Source organism: Streptomyces sp. NPDC058198, assembly GCF_042882605.1.
Classification (GTDB): Bacteria; Actinomycetota; Actinomycetes; order Streptomycetales; family Streptomycetaceae; genus Streptomyces.
Map to the genome: position 1 here is coordinate 11,301 of NZ_JBHVVP010000013.1, position 15,689 is coordinate 26,989.

Consider the following 15,689-nt stretch of genomic DNA (forward strand, 5'->3'; position numbering starts at 1 on the left):
CGGGCCGCCGCGATCCAGCCACTCGCACGGAAGCGGACGAGCCACGAACGGACCGCTACGATGCGCACTCATGCATCTGCGCGCACCCGAAGTCATCGGTCGTGACACAGAACTCGCCCTGCTCGACGAGTCGTTGCTCAGCACTCGGCAGGGGAGCGGCCGCGCGGTGTTCCTCGCCGGCGAGGGGGGAATCGGCAAGTCGCGGCTGGTCGCGGAGGCGACGGGCTCAGCTCTCGGCGCCACCATGCGCGTCCTGCGCGGGCGGAGCGGCACCATCGGCCCGATGGTGCCGCTCCGCCCGCTCACCGAGGCACTGATGCCGCTGTCCCGCGGCGGCCAGCCACTGGACGAGGCGTCGCTCGGCCCGTACCGGCCGGTGCTCGGACGGCTGATACCGGACTGGCGCGACGGCACCCAGCCCGACCAGAGTTCGATGGTGGTGCTCGGCGAGGCGGTGCTGCGTCTGCTCGCCGCCACCGGCCGGGGCAGCGGCAGCGTGCTGATCCTGGAGGACCTGCACGACGCCGACACCGAAACCCTCGCCGTGGTCGAGTATCTGATCGACAATCTGGAGCAGCTGCCCGTCATGCTGCTCGCCACGGTCCGGGCCGAGCCCAGTGACGCGCTCGGACTGGCGCACTCGGCGGCGCGGCGCAGGACCGGGACCGTCCTGCGGCTGCCGCCCCTGTCCAGGACCGAGGTCATCCGCATGATCACCTCCTGCCTGGACGCGGATCCCACGCAGGTGCCGGCCGAGTTACTACAGCGGCTCTGGAAGGACAGCGCGGGCAATCCCTTCCTCGTCGAGGAACTGCTCCAGGGGATCATCGGCGACGGGTCGCTGGTCCGGGACGGCGCCGGCGGCTGGCGCATGATCGGCGACATACGTCTGAACCTGCCCAGCGCCCTGGTGCAGGGCGTCATCCACCGCATCGACCGGCTGGGTTCCCAGGGCCAGATGCTGATGTCCGCGGCGGCCGTACTGGGCCGCCGGTTCCCGCTGTCGGTGCTCCAGCAGATGACCGGCATCGACGACCGGTCCCTGCTCAGCCATCTGCACGCGGGGGTCGCGGCGCAGTTGGTCATACCCGACGAGCCCGCGCCCGACTGGTACGCGTTCCGCCATCCGCTGACGGCCGAAGCACTGCTCACCCAGCTCACGCCCACCAACCGCGCCGGTCTCTCCGAGCGGGCCGCGGACGCGGTCGAGGCGCTGCACCCCGGCCTGGAAGGCGAGTGGTGCCCGCTGGTCGCGTCGCTGCGGTCGGACGCCGGGGACGCCGCCCGCGCCGGGCGCCTCTTCACCGAAGCGGGCCGGCGCGCGCTCGAGGACGGCGCGATCGGCTCGGCGGTGGCGCTGCTCGACCGGGCCGAACGGCTGCTGGCCACCGGCCCCGACACCGCGGCCCGCGCCGAGGCGCTGGAGGCGCTGCTGCCCGCGCTCGCCGAAACAGGCGATATCGAGAGGGCGTTGAGTCTCGCGGACAGTCTGCGGCAGCTGGTCGGCGGCGGACTCGGCGCGACCAGGCTCGCCGCCCTGCACACCCGTCTCGCCCAAGTCGCGCACATGGCGGGCCGGTGGGCCGACGGCAACGACCAGATCGCCCGTGCCCGAGCGCTCCTGGGCCCCGAGCCCGACGAGGTGCACACCGCGCAGATCGACGTGGTGGCCGCCTATCTGACGCTCGACACCCCGGGCCCCGACCGGACGCAGCGGGCCGAAAGGCTGGTCAGCAGCGCGATCGACGCCGCTGAGCGGCATCAGCTGCCCTTGGTCGCCTGCCAGGCGTGGGAGCTGCTGGGCGTACTGGCCAGGGAACGCGACATGGGCGAGGCCGCCGCCTGCCTGCAACAGGTCCTGGAGACAGCCGAGCGGCACAACCTGCCGCTGCAGCGGATGTACGCCCTCGCACGCCTCGGCGGCACCCACTGGCTGGCCAGTGGTGACACCACGACCCTGGCGACGGCCCGGGAGGAGGCCCAGCGGCTCGGCGCCGTCACGGTCGTCTACACGATCGACGGGATCCTGGTCCTGCACAGCGTGCTGCTCGGCCGGTTCGCCGAAGCGCGGGAACTGAGCGACGAGTGCCTGACCATGGCCGTCCGGCTCCGGCTGGCTCCGGTGGCCCGCTACGTACTGATGGCCAGGGCGGTGCTCGCCGCACACCAGGGCGACCGGACGGCGATGGACGACGCCCTGGCCGAGTTCCGGCGGACGGACGGCACCGGCTCCCAGGAGGAGCCGCTGGTCTACGGACTGGCCGGCGCGTTCTGCGCACTGCTGGAGGAGGACAGGCCCCGGGCCCTGCGGGAGCTGGACAAGGTGCGCGCGCTGGAGGCGGAGAACCCGACCACGTTCCACCTCGACGGACGCCGTGGCATCGGCCTCCTCCTGGACGTGCTGGCCGGGACCGCCGACCGCGGCCGCCACCACGAGATCGCCACCAGCTCGGCCGGCCGTATGCGGTGGAACCGCCACTTCGTCCTGCTCGCCGACGCCGTACTCCTCGGCCAGGAAGGACACCCGGAAGCCGCGGCGAGCGCCGCACACGAGGCGCAGGAGATCGCCGCAGCGCATCCCACCGCACTCCATCTGGGGCACCGCCTCGTCGCGGAGGCGGCCCACGCCGCGCACTGGGGCGCCCCGGAGAGCTGGCTCCGCCAGGCCGAACACCACTTCGAGCAGACCTCGATACCGGCGGTCGCCGGTGCTTGCCGCTCACTGCTGCGCCAGATCGGCGCCCCGGTCCGCCAGCACCGCGCCGGCAGCAACCGGATACCCGCACAACTACGCACCCAGGGCGTCACCGTCCGGGAGTACGAAGTCTTCCAGCTGCTGGCCGACCGCCTGAGCAACAAGGCCATCGCCACCCGCCTCTACATCTCACCGCGCACGGTCGAGAAGCACATCGCCAGCCTGATCACCAAGACCGCCCAGCCCAACCGCACGGCACTCTGCGAACTCTCGGCCTCCCAATAACAGAAGCCCCGCGCACTCACGTTCCGCCGCTCGCGTCAGTGCCGGACCGTGGGCCCACGGTCCGGCACCGTTCTGGTCCCGTCAGGCCCTCACCGTCGCCGCCTTAGCGGTGGAGTACGGCATGCAGACGGCGGGTGCTATAGCGAAGAAAGCCGCTGCGCTCACGAGACAGACCGCGAGAGGCCTGACTACGGGAACCATTCTTGCTTTACGTGCCACGTGCGGAACTCCTTCGACTTCATAGGAATTTTGGAGCAGGCGGACGGGCGTGACTGATTGCCACAACGATGCGGCGACCTCGCCCACATTGCCGGGACAACATATCGCTAAGTGAGCAGCTCGCGTCGCAAAAGCCATCGCCGCCGAATCATCCGGCATCCGTAACGAAAGCCGGCGCGTCGGAGAATGCCAAATGAATATGCCGACGTCAGATCGACTGTCGGTTATGCCCCGTGGGGCGGGCCCCCGAGCCGGCGCAGTCGCGTCAGCGCGCGCAGGGTCCTGGCCTCCTCCGAGCGGGCGCCGATCCGCCGGCTGATGGAGAGGCTCTCTTCCAGGTGCGCGACGGCCTGCCGCAGCCGTCCGGTGCTCTGCTCGGCCCGACCCAAGTCATGCAGGACCGTGGCCTCCTCACCTGCGGCCCTGATGCGCCGCACCACCGCGAGCGCCGCGATGTGGTGGGGCAGGGCCTCCTCGCTGCGACCGGCCGCCTGGAAGGCCCTGCCGGTCCCGTTCAGCGCGATGCCCTCGCCCCGCACATCTCCCACGCTGCGCAGCGCGGGCAGGGCCTTCCCGTAAAGAGCGAGCGCTTCTTCCGCCTTGCCGAGGGCGGTCAGGATGCTCGCGAGATTCATTTGGAGAGTGGCATGATCGCCCCTGCTCCCCATGGTTCTTGATACGTCTATCGCTTCTCGATAAGCGCGTTCCGCGGCGTCCTGGTTACCGGTCTTCTGGTGCAGTTCCGCAATATTGTTGAGCGTGCGATACCTGCCTCGCTGATCGCCCGTCTCGGTAAATCCGGCGAGAGCGTGGAGGAAGCATTCAATCGCTTTGTGGTCCTGGTCCAGGTGGAGATGGGTGATGCCGAGCAGATTGTAACTACGTGCTATCTGCAAGCGATCGAATGTTTGCAGTCGTAAATTTAAAGATCGTTCCTGAAGGGTCTGCGCCAGCGCGTACTGTCCCGTGTGCCACAGAGGGATCGTCAATTGATGGATGGACTCGCTCTCCAGCGCCGAATCCTTCAGGGACCGGGAGATGCCGAGAGCCTCGCGCGCCGTCGCGTGGGCCTCTTCGTACTGACCGCTGTGCGCGCACACCGTACTGAGGTCGAGCAGGGCCCTCGCCCGCGCCGGGCCGTCACCCACGGCCTGCCAGTGGGCGGCGGCGCGGCGGAGGAGAGGTTCGGCCGTGAGGAGGTAGCCCTCCACATCCAGAAAACCCGCCAACACATGTACCAGTAAGGACAATTGGCGATCCAAACCGAAGCGGCGGGTCCAGTCCAGAGCAGCCAGCAAATTGGGGCCTTCGGTGATCAGCCATTGCTCGGCCGCATGCGCGTCGGGCATCTCGGGACCTGGCACCGCGGCAAGATCGCCGGAGTCGACGACGGTGCGCGAACGGAATGGATAAGCCAGCCGGTCGGCCCGGTCCGCCACGTGGAGATAATGATCCACCAGACGCTGGAGCGCCTGCCGGGCTTCACCTTCGGTGTCGATATGCGGTTCGGCTGTCGCTTCGGAGCCGTTCTCGTCGTCCTTTTTGATCAACGTTCGGGCATACTCGCGTAAGAGATCATGAATGGTGAATCGATGCGGGGACGGCTCGGAAATGAGGTGGTGGGCGAGTAGTTCTTCCAGTGCGTGTTCGGTCTCCTCGAAAGGGAGTCCGGTCAGGGCCGTCACCGCATACGGCCCGAACTCCGACTCGAAATGCAGGCCGATACGGCGAAAGACCAGCTGCTGGACGGGCGTCAGCGCGCGGTACGACAGCGCGAAGACATGGGCCATCGTCCTCTCGCCGTCACGCAACTCGAACAAATGACCGTTGCGGCCGGTCAACTGCTTCAGGAGGTCGGCCGTCGTCCACGAGGGCCGGGACAGCAGGCGGCTCGCGATGATTTCGATGGCCAGCGGCAGATGGTCGCAGAGGCGCACGATCTGCGCGATCTCCGACGCCCGGGTGGTGCGCAGCGGGCCGAGGCGGTGGCCGAAGAGCGCGACGGCATCCTCGCGCGGCAGCACATCGAGGGAGATGGGCCGTACCCCTGGCAGGCCCGTCAGCCGCTGCCGGCTGGTGACGATGACCGCCGTCGGGGAGGCTCCGGGCAGTAGCGGTCTGACCTGAGCGGGGTCAACGGCGTCGTCCAGGATCACCACCATGCGGCGGTCCCGCACGGTGGTGCGCCACAGGGAGATCAACTCGTCCAGGCCGTGCGGCAGTTCCGCCGGCGCCCGGTCGAGCAGGCGCAGCAGTTCGGTGAGTGCCTGGGCCGCTGTCAGGGGCGCCCGCTCGGACCCCTGACCGTGCAGGTGGAGATAGAGGCGACCGTCGGGGAAGCGGTCGCGCATTTCGTGCACGGCATGGACGGCCAGCGCCGTCTTGCCGATGCCGCCCAGGCCGTCGATCGCCTCGACGGTGACGGCCGGCGCGGCCGTCCCGCTTGCCTCGGCGAGTGCCGCGGTGAGCCGCCGCAGCTCGTCCCGACGGCCGACCCAGGGCACATCGCGCGGCAGATTGTCCGGAATCCTGGGCGCCGGCCGGGCGATGCGGGGGCCGGCGCCGGTGTGCTGGAGCAGCGCCGCCGGGGGCGCTCCCGCGAGGATTCCCTGCTGGACCCGGCGCAGCCGACGGCCGGCGTCGATGCCGGCGTTGTGGACGATGCGCCGCTGTGTCCGCTGCAACAGCTGGGTCGCTTCCGCGACGCGCCTGCTGCCGTACAGGGCGACGGCGAGTTGCTCGACGAGCGCTTCGGCCACCGGGTGCTCCTCGACCAGGGGCAGCAGTACGGGAACGGCGTCCGCGAAGTGCCCTCTCCCCATCAGGATTTCGGCCCGCGTCATGGCGGCGGCGAGGCTCTTCTCGCCGATCGCGGCGCGCAGGTGGCCGGCCCAGTAGGCCGTGATCCCGGCCAGCGGTTCTCCGCCCCAGAGGCTCGCCGCGCGATCGAGAAGACGGACGGCCTCGTCCTCGCCGTCGCTGTCCTTCAGGGAACGGGCCTGGTCGACCAGGCTCGCGTAGCGGCGCAGGTCCACCCGATCCGGATCCACGCTCATCAGATACGAGTTCGTACGGCTGATGACATCGGGGGCGTCGTCCCCGGCGATCTGTAGGGCCTTACGGATGCGCGACACATGCGTGTGCAGCGCTTCTCTGGCCTTGGCCGGCGGATTCTCGTCCCAGATCCGGTGAATCAGCGTGTCCACGCTGACGGTGCGACTCGCGTCCCAGGCCAAAGCGGCCAGTGCCAGCCGCGTTTGGGGGGGTCCGAGATCACCGCGTTGGCCGGCGGCCCGCACTTCGACCGATCCGGAAAGTCGAATCTCGAACTCCACCAGCGCCCTCCCGCCGGTACGGCCCCGCAGCATCGGGATATTCGAGAGTGACATGCACATGCCCTGTATGGCTATATGGCAATCTTCAAAGTCCGAAACTGACTTATCGCTGAACGACTTTGTTCATATGCAGACGCGAGTGGGGAGGTACTTTCTGGTTGAACTGAAGACAGAATATTCCCGTTGCATATGCTCCCGGGAGTTGAGGCACCGCGAAAGGGGGCTGCGGACGTGGAAACTCCGGAATCCGGAGGGGCGGAAGCGCTGTTGTCGGCCATGGCCGCGTACGGAACGGAACAGGAATCCACCGCGTGGCGGGAATTGACCCACCTCGTGCGAGCGGCGGCGCGCGCGGACCAGGAGGTGGCACGGCTCTGGCCCGCCGTGACGGCGGGAGGCGCCGCCGCGCTGCGTCAACTGGCCCTGCTGCTCGCCGGTCTGGCGGCCCGTGACGCCGATATGAGCCGCACCGTGCATGACTGGCTCCGGCGCCACGCACCGCCCGCCGGCCATCCGGCACACACGAACGCCATCGGCGGAGCGGCCGTCTTCCACGGACCGAGCGTGCAGGCGCGCGACATCCGGGGCGGCATCCACCTCCACCAGGCGGCCCCGCAGCACCCGCCCCGGCCGCCGGTGCCACGCCAACTTCCGCCGATGCGCGCACAGTTGGTGGACCGGCTTGACGATATGCGGGCCTTGGACGATCTCCGCGCGCGGCGTCCGGCGGGGGCGCCCCAACTGCTGGTGGTCAGCGGGTTCGCGGGCGTCGGAAAGACCACCCTCGTCTCGCGATGGCTGCACGAACGCGCGGACGAGTTCACCGACGGTCAGCTGTACGCCGATCTGGGCGGTCATGTCTCGGGCGAGGGGGCCGGTCCGGCCCGCGCCGCCGCCGTCCTGGAAGGCTTCCTGCACGCGCTCGGGGCGCCCTCCGTACCGGCACAGACCGCGCACCGTATCGCCCTCTGGCGCTCGTTGACATCAGGGCTGCGGCTGGCCGTCCTCCTGGACAACGCCTTCACCGCGGCCCAAGTGAGGCCGCTGCTGCTCGGCACCCCGACCGGGCTCACCGTGGTCACCAGCAGAAACCACCTCAGCGGTCTGGTCGTCGACGGGGCGTCGGTGCACCGGCTCGGCGCCCTCACCCCGGAGTCGGCCGTGGAGCTCCTGACCGCGGGCGGTGGCGGAACACGGGTCGCGCAGGATCCGGACGCCGCGCGCGAGGTGGTCACCCTGTGCGCGCGGCTGCCCCTTGCGGTGTGCCTGGCCGCCGCCCAGCTCGCCGCCCGCCCGCACCGTTCCGTATCCGCCCTGGCCGCCAGCCTGTCCCGGGGCCACGGCCCACTCGATGCCCTGCGTGTGGACGGAGAAGCCGTGGTGCGTACGGCGTTGGACATGTCGTACGGCCTGCTGCCCCGCGACGCCGCGTCGCTCTACCGGCGGATGGGGCTGCTGCCCGCGGATCGGTACGACCTCTTCATGCTGACCGCGATCAGCGGCGAAGGAACCGACGCCACGGAGGGCCAGGACCGGACGGACATGGCCCTGGAAACCCTGATGGAGGCGAACCTCCTGGAGGAGACGGGACCGGGCACCTACCGCTTCCACGACCTCGTACGCCCCCACGCGCGCCGGCGCGGCGAGGCGGAGGAGAGCGCCGCGCAGCGCGAGCACACACTCCGGAGCTTCGTCGACTGGTGCCTTGCCACCGCGACCACGGCGGAGAGTGTCCTCTCCCCCAGCCACCGCACACTGGCACGCGACTACGCCTCGCCGGCCATCGGCCCCACGCCTCTCGAAGGCCCGGCAGAGGCGCTGGCCTGGCTCGACGGGCAGCGCGCCGCTCTGATGGGCGCCGTACGGCACAGCGCGCGGGCGGGCTGGCACACCGCCTGCTGGCAGCTGGTGGACGCCATGTGGCCCCTCTTCCTGCGGATGCGCCCCGTCGAGCTGTGGATCGAGGCGCATCGCACGGGTCTCACCGCCGCGCGCGCGGCCGGATCCCGGGCGGGCGAGGGCCGCATGCTGACCTCGGGCGCGATCGGTCTGCGCGATGCCGGCCGCTACCCGGAGGCGGCCGAGTGGTACGCCGAGGCGCTCGCGCACGCCACGACCGACGCGGACGTACGGCAGCAGGCGCAGGCCCTCAACGGACTCGGCCGCATCAGTCTGCTCACCGACCGGTTCGACGAGGCACGGGAGCACTTCGAACACGCGCTGCGGCTGCGGGAGTCGATCGGTTACCGGCGAGGCGTCGCGCTGTCCCGGAGGCGTCTCGGCGAGACCGCCTCGGCGACCGGTGACCACCGCACGGCCGCCCGGCACCTGGAGCGGGCGTACGCCGAGCTGGAGTCGGAGGGGGAGGAGTACGAGGCGGCCCGCGCTCTCGCGCTCCTCGGCCACGCCCTGGTGTGCGACGGGGACCACGAAGGGGGCACGCGCCGGCTGCGCGAGGCGCTGGACAGGTTCCGGGAGCCCGCCGCCCACGCGCAGGACTGGCAGGGGCGGTCCCTGGAATGGCTCGGACAGGCCGCGCAGCACCGGGGCGACACGGCGGAGGCCGGCCGGTGTTACGAGGCGGCTCGCGATCTGTTCCTGCTGGTGGGCCGCCCCGACGCGCAGCGCCTGGACGACCGGCTGCGGCAGCTGTGAGCTGCGGCGCAGCCGGCCCTTGCCCCGTTGTTCCCGATCAGTGGTGACGGTCCGGCACGGACAGCCGGACGGACCGGAGAGCCTTCAGCGAACCACCGGCGACCAGCCATGCGTGCACGACCGAGGCGACGATGTGCGGCTGAGCCGTGAGGCCGGCCTCAGCCGCTCCCGGCACCGCCCACAGCGAACCGGCTTCGCCGCCGCGCACGGTGAGGGCGTACCCCTGCTCGGTGTCGGGTACGGCGGCGACGAGGCAGCCCGGATACCGTGCGAGCAGTTCGTCCGCACGGCAGCGGGCAGCACCCGGTGACCGCGCCGCCCTGGCCACGAGTACATCGGCGTACTCCGCCCAGCGAACTCCGCGTGGGGCGTCCGGATCCACCCACAGGTGTGTGTCACACGCACGGCAGCCCGGTAGGTACGCGTGACTGTCGGTGGCACCGGGCACCGCGTCCAGCCGGGCGAAGGCCGGGCTGTGTCCGGTCACCGAGCGCCGGGCGACGGAGGCGGGGACGGAGACCACGTCGGAGCCGCAATCGATACGACGGGCGCCGAGCCGCACGGTGGACCAGTCGGCGTCCGGCACGGACAGCCGGTCCGGCGTGGGCCACCCGGGACCGGCCGTCACCGCGCCTCCCCCAGCTCGGTGGCCTCCCACTGCTCCAGCGGCGGTGGCAGCGGCAGCGGCGCCACCGGGGGCGCGCAGGCCGGTTCGCCCAGCTTCAGCAGACGGTAGACGACCGCGCGCATCCGCCGGTGGAACTGGCCGGGCGCCGACGACAGCAGGGCCGCCACCTCCTCGTACTGGCCCGGCCGGTGCTGCTCGGCGGCGTAGCGCAACTGCTCGGCCAGCGGGTACGCGGGCGAGACGACGGGTGCGACGGTGGCCAGGAGCGCGGCCGGGGAGCTGGCCGAGATCTCGCGCCTCGGTCCGGGGGTGAGCAGCATGGTGGCCTCGGTCAGGGTGCCGTACGCGGTGAGCGATCCGTGGTCACCGATGATCCAGTCGGCCGCGATCAGCGGAGCCTGCCAGTCCGCTTCCGGCGGCACGACCGCGATGCCCCGGCCCCGGCAGCCGGCCAGCCAGCTCTGCACCTGCCAGGGGCCGTGCCCTGCCCAGACGTTCGGGTGGACCAGCAGCGCCACCCGGTAGCCACGCCCGGGAAGCTCGCTCAACAACCGCGGCAGCAGGGCGTCGAGCCGTCCGAAGGTGGAGGTGGGCCCCCAGGTCGAGGTGACCATCACGAGGGGTTGCCGCTCGTCGACGCCGAGTGCCCTGCGGTACTGCTCGCGCCGGGGCATGCCGGCCACGATCCGGTCGACGCAGGGATCTCCCACCACATGGGCCACCGGCAGCGCCTCGGGGCAGGAGACCGCCAGTTCCGCCAGATCGCGCTCGTGCGCGTAGACGACGGCGGCCGGCACCACCCGGCCCTCGTGCATCAGATGCTGACGGCTCATCATCCCCGGCGGCCGCCGGTCACCGGGCGCCAGGGACGTGGTGTCGGTCAGCAGTTTGATGTGGCCCGCTCCGTGCGAGATACGCACGACCGGAGCCCGTAGCTCGTGCACTCCGCGGGATCCGGCGGCCAGCGCGAGGTCGAACTCGGTCCGCAGGGCTTGCTCCCAGGGCACGGTCGTGATGCCCAGGCTTCGCAGATACTGTGGTACGCCGTCCCCGAACGCGTGCGGCGCGGCGGTGAAGACCACCTGAATACGGAAGTCCGCCTCCAACAGGCAGAAGACTTCCCGCAGGCGCTGGGCGAACGTCACGGTGTGAACGACGACCAGCACCCGCTTGCAGTCCTGTACGGTCAGCCACTGACCCTGCTCGATCAGCGCCGATTGTGTGGTTTTGACAGACACAACGGTCCCCCATGAGTGTCGGCTGCGTACAGCAGTCCGAGCGAGGGTTTTCCCGGCTCCCCACGGCGCTTTCCTTGCAGTCGCCTTGCAGCAACCTTGCCGGCGTCGCACCGGTACGGTGAGGCGGTGCCCGTCCTACATGCCGCGAGCCGCGCTCGTCCGCGCGTGAGCGCCGTACCCCAGATAGCTTTCCGGGGTGACGGTGAACGCTAGCGTAGGCCCGCCGCTCCGTGTCCCGGTGGGACACGACGCCCAGCGGTGGAGCACCTTCCACGGGGAGAAGACGCTGGTCGTGGCCGCTCGGACGGTCACGTCCACGGTGCGTGTCCTGGAGCTGCTGCCGGCTCTGGTACGCGGCGACAGCAGGGTCACCGTCGTATTCGCCTACGACCCCACCTCCGCCTTCAATGACGGAGTCCTCCAGCTGCTGCGGGATGCCGGGTGCCGGATCATGTCCTGGTCCCAGCTCGCCGGCATCACCCCCGATCTCATCATCTCCGCCAGCGAGAACGTCGACGTGCCGGACGGCGACTGTCCGGTGCTCGTGCTGCCGCACGGCGTGGGCTTCCAGAAGCTGGTCCCGGATTCCCGTACGCCGGACACCCGGCTGTCCGGCGCCGTACCGGACTCGTTGCTGGGGACCGGCCGCGCGTGGCTGGCCCTCTCTCATCCGGACCAGCGGGAGCAGCTGCTCGCCTCCCACCCGAAGGCCGCCGGCCGCACGCTCCTGGTGGGCGATCCCGTCTTCGACCAGCTGTTCAACAGCCTTCCGCGTGCCCGGTCCTACAAGGAAGCACTGGGCGTCGCGGCCGACCAGCGCCTGGTGGTCATCAGCTCCACCTGGGGCCCCACGTCGCTGATCGGCCGCGATCCGGGGTTTCCGGCCCGGCTGCTCGCCGAACTGCCGTACGACGAATACCGGGTGGCCGCGATCCTCCATCCCAATGTGTGGTCGGGCCACGGCTCCTGGCAGATCCGTACGACAGAGGCAGCCGCACTGGAAGCGGGCCTGATGCTGGTGCCACCGGTGCATGCCTGGCAGCCGGCGCTCGTGGCGGCCGATGTCGTGATCGGCGACCACGGCTCCGTGACCCTGTACGGCTCCGCGCTGGGCAAGCCCGTACTGCTCGGCACGTTCGGCCACGACGCCGTACCCGGAACGGCGGTCGCCCGTCTCGCCCACGCCGCGCCCCACCTCGACCGGCGAGAACATCTGCGTGCTCAGATCGACTCCGCCGTCCGGGAGCACGCCCCCGCTCGTTACGCCGAGATCGCGGCCCGCGCCTTCGCGGAACCGGGCCAGGCACTCGCGCGGCTGCGCGCCGTCGTGTACGAGCTGCTCAAACTGACCGAGCCCGAGTCGGGGCCGCTGCGACCGACCCTCGCGCCGGCGGATCCGCCGGTCGCCACGGTTACTTCCTGGATGGTGGAGACAAGCACCGCCTCGGAAGAAGGGCGGTGCGTGGTGACGGTGCGCCGCCACGCCGCGGCCGTGTCCCTGTCCTTGTCCGGGGACAGCCGCGAGGTCCCGGGTACGTTCCTCCATCTCGCGTGCGACGAGGAGGAGCGGGATCAGCATCTGACCGAGAGCGCCTCGGTGCTGCTCCGACACCGCCCGGCCCCGATCACGGTCACCGCGCTTCGCTGGATTCAGGACACGCTGGACCGCTTTCCCGGCAGCTTCCTCGCCGCCACGGCGCTGGACGGGGGCGGCTGTCTGGTGGGGCTGCGCGACGGACGGATCGTGGAGGCGACCGTCACCGGCCGCGCCAACGCCCCGGGGCTGCCGGCCGCCGTGGTCTATACGTGTCTGCGTGCGGAACTTCCCCTGGACGACGTCTTCGTGACGCTCAGGATCGGCGGCGTACGGGAGGAGGACGTCTCGCTCCGCCTCCGGCCTTCCCCTCTTCCCGATCCCTCACGCTGAGACGCCGTCCTGCCTCATCGCCCGACTTCATCTCTTTCATCCGTCCCGTCCACGTGTGCCAGACGCGCGCGCAGAGTCTCCGCCTCCGGGCTGCCGCCGTCCTCGTAGATCTTGAGGGCGCTCGTCAGATATTCCCGTTCGGCATCTCCGCGCCCGCCCATCCGCGCGGTGATGTCGGCGAGCCGCACCAGAGCCTGTGCCTCGTAGTGGCTGGCCTTCTGAGCGCGCAGTACCTGGATTGCCTCGCTCAGCGCGCCCATCGCCTGATCGGTCTCGCCCAGGTGCTCGTACACCACCCCGATCGCGGCCATCGTCCGCGCCGCCATCCGCAGGTCGTCGCGGGCCGTCAAGTCCTGATGCGCCCTGCGCAGGGTGGTCAGGGCCTGGCCGTGCTCACCCGCCGCATCCTGCGCACACCCGAGGAAGTAGGTGGCGATGGCCACCCCGCGCCACTCCTCGGCCTCGAGGTTGAGCTCGATGGACCGCCGGTACGCCACCGTGGCACGGGCAGGATCAACGCGGTCCCAGTACCGCCCGAAGAACTCCTGTACGGACGCCCCCAACGCCGCGTGACCCGAGATCTCGGCACAGGCGACAGCGCTCTCCAGCTCCGCACGCGCCCGGTCGTACTCACCGAGGTCCATCAGCGGACGCGACAGCAGACTGCGCAAGCGCGCCTCCGCCGCGGGCGCCACAGCCTCAGCGGCGGCAACCGCTCCCAGTTCGAGCGACTCCTTCCAGTCCCCCAGGTACCTGCGGTGCAGGAACAGCACCGTGAACCCCTCCGCCAACTGCCAGACCGGCTCATGGAGACCCTGCCGGGCAGCCTCGCGCAGCAGGGCCAGGATGGTGGAGCGCTCGGCCTCCAGCCAGGCCAGCGGCGGCGGGCCGCCCTCGGCCGCGAACGGATCCGGCACATCCCTCAGCAGGCCGGCCAGGTCGGCGATACGCAGCCGGTCCTCCCTTACGGCCCGGTCCGCGAAGGCGGTGAGGGCGAGGTAGTGCCTGAGCACCCGTGCGATCAGCGCGCGGTGTCCGGCCTCCGGCTCCTCCTCGGCAGCACACTCCCGAGCATGCAGACGTACCAGATCGTGGAAACGGAAGCGGTCGTCCGCCGTCACCTCCAGCAGGCTCGCGTCCTGCAACACGTACAGCAGCGACTCGGCGGCAGGGGCGTCGATGCCCGCGGCGGCGGAGGCGGCCCCCGCGTCGAACGTGCGACCGGGAAACCATCCCAGGAGCCGGTACAACCGAGCCGCTTCGGGCGGCAGGTCCTGGTAGGCGAGACCGAGTACGGCGGACACCGAGTGCTCCCCTCGTAAGGACATTCCCGCGAGCCGGCCGGTCTCGTCGGCCAATTCCTGAGCCAGCGCGGCCATGGTCAACCGCTGATTGGTCACAAGGCGTGCCGCCACCACATGCAAGGCCACCGGCAGGCCGCCACAGAACTCCACCAGCCGCTCGGCTGCCCTGCGTTCCCGCGCGACCGCTGCCTCACCGCATCGGTCGGCCAGCACCCGCAGGCTGCCGTCCATGTCCAGTGGCTCGAGCGACAGCAGACGAGCGCCGTCCAGGACGGCCAGCTCGCCGAGCCGGCCGTTGCTCGTGACCAGCAGAACACTGCCGGGCCCCTTGGGCACCAGGGGCCTGACCTGCGCGGGCTGGTTCACCCCGTCGAGGACGACGAGCAGACGCCGGCCGGAGGACCGGGAGCGGAACAACGCGGTCCGCTCGGCCAGGGACTCCGGGAGGTAGGTACCGGACACTCCCAGGGCCTTCAGGCACACGCCCAGCGCCTCGGAGACCTCACCGCCCGCCCGGTCCCGCAGCGGATGGAAGTCGATATAGATCTGTCCGTCCGGGAACAGATCACGAGATTTTTCCGCCCATCGGCAGATGAACGCGGTCTTGCCGACGCCGGGCAGTCCGCTGAGCGCGCCGAGTCCGACCGGCGGGGAGCCGTTCCTGTCGCCCCCGAACCAGCCGTCCAGTACGGAGAGGTCCGCCGAGCGGTTGACGAACCGTACGGTCAGAGGGGGGACCTGATCCGGTCTGGTCTCCGGCGCGTGCGGGGACGGAATGTGCACATTGAAGGTGATACCGCCATGGATCTGCTGGGCCTGCACGCTCGGCCCGTTGACCTGCCCCGACAGGGAATTGCTCACCTCGTGCACTTCGCGGTGAGCCCCGCAGTCCTCGCCGCTCACACGGCCCTCGCGCCCCGCTCGGGCGGAAGGCTGCCCGAGCTGTGAAACGTGAGTCCGCCGGAGAAGTTCTGGCCTTGAAGGACGGGAGCGTTCTGCACGCCACCGCTGATGCTGTTGTGCACGACGACGGCCGGCCCTCTGCCCGCCGGAGGGGTCAGCTCCGCCAGCAAGAGCCGCAGCTCCTGCGCGGCGGCGGGGTCCGTCCGCAGTACACGGCGCAGCCTCATCCGCCAGATCGCCTCAATGTCGGCGGCAGCCGCTTCGTCCTCCGTCTCACGAGCCGTCGCCAGTTCCTGCTGGGAAACGCGGAGCTCTTCCTCGGCGGCGCTCTCGTCCTCACCTCGCGCGAAGAAGCGGGCCAGTCGCTCTCTCCCTTGAGTCCAGGCATCCGAGACCATAAGACCGACCAGCGCCGTCGCCCCCGACGTCGCCAATGCCGCCAACTCGGCTTCCATGGATCCCCCTTGTAGCTCAAGCCGTCGTGAAGTCCCTGAACCCAC

The 15,689-nt window shown here is 70.5% G+C and carries 8 protein-coding genes; 3 read left to right on the forward strand and 5 right to left on the reverse strand.

Translation table 11 applies throughout. The features are described from left to right. Positions 1-70 precede the first annotated feature (70 nt). Positions 71-2,980, forward strand: coding sequence for an AAA family ATPase (locus tag ACFVWW_RS29455; protein WP_389680243.1), 2,910 nt, complete (start codon positions 71-73; stop codon positions 2,978-2,980). Between the two features lie 443 nt (positions 2,981-3,423). Here the strand turns inward: ACFVWW_RS29455 and ACFVWW_RS29460 are convergent, their stop codons facing one another. Further along, positions 3,424-6,594 (reverse strand): tetratricopeptide repeat protein, encoded by a 3,171-nt coding sequence (locus tag ACFVWW_RS29460; protein WP_389680245.1) that lies wholly within the window; start codon positions 6,592-6,594, stop codon positions 3,424-3,426. Positions 6,595-6,765: 171 nt separating this feature from the next. Between ACFVWW_RS29460 and ACFVWW_RS29465 the strand changes: the two genes are divergently transcribed. Next, positions 6,766-9,189, forward strand: a complete 2,424-nt coding sequence (locus ACFVWW_RS29465; RefSeq protein WP_386878956.1) for a tetratricopeptide repeat protein — start codon at positions 6,766-6,768, stop codon at positions 9,187-9,189. Positions 9,190-9,226: 37 nt separating this feature from the next. Here the strand turns inward: ACFVWW_RS29465 and ACFVWW_RS29470 are convergent, their stop codons facing one another. Continuing rightward, on the reverse strand, positions 9,227-9,817 hold the full coding sequence (locus ACFVWW_RS29470) for a hypothetical protein (RefSeq protein ID WP_384189646.1): 591 nt from the start codon (positions 9,815-9,817) through the stop codon (positions 9,227-9,229). Then, on the reverse strand, positions 9,814-11,055 hold the full coding sequence (locus ACFVWW_RS29475) for a hypothetical protein (protein ID WP_384189649.1): 1,242 nt from the start codon (positions 11,053-11,055) through the stop codon (positions 9,814-9,816). The genes ACFVWW_RS29470 and ACFVWW_RS29475 overlap by 4 nt, the downstream gene beginning before the upstream one ends. Positions 11,056-11,293: 238 nt before the next feature. Here ACFVWW_RS29475 and ACFVWW_RS29480 point away from each other — a divergent pair, with 238 nt between their 5' ends. Beyond that, entirely contained in the window at positions 11,294-12,982 is a 1,689-nt protein-coding gene (locus ACFVWW_RS29480; RefSeq protein ID WP_386878955.1) for a hypothetical protein, read from the forward strand. Positions 12,983-12,996: 14 nt separating this feature from the next. On the opposite strand, the gene ACFVWW_RS29485 is transcribed toward ACFVWW_RS29480, so the two are convergent. Together ACFVWW_RS29485 and ACFVWW_RS29490 are read right to left on the reverse strand one after the other, a co-directional pair. Next, positions 12,997-15,147, reverse strand: coding sequence for a hypothetical protein (locus ACFVWW_RS29485; RefSeq protein ID WP_386878954.1), 2,151 nt, complete (start codon positions 15,145-15,147; stop codon positions 12,997-12,999). Between the two features lie 38 nt (positions 15,148-15,185). Next, entirely contained in the window at positions 15,186-15,644 is a 459-nt protein-coding gene (locus ACFVWW_RS29490; protein ID WP_386878953.1) for a hypothetical protein, read from the reverse strand. Positions 15,645-15,689: the final 45 nt, after the last annotated feature.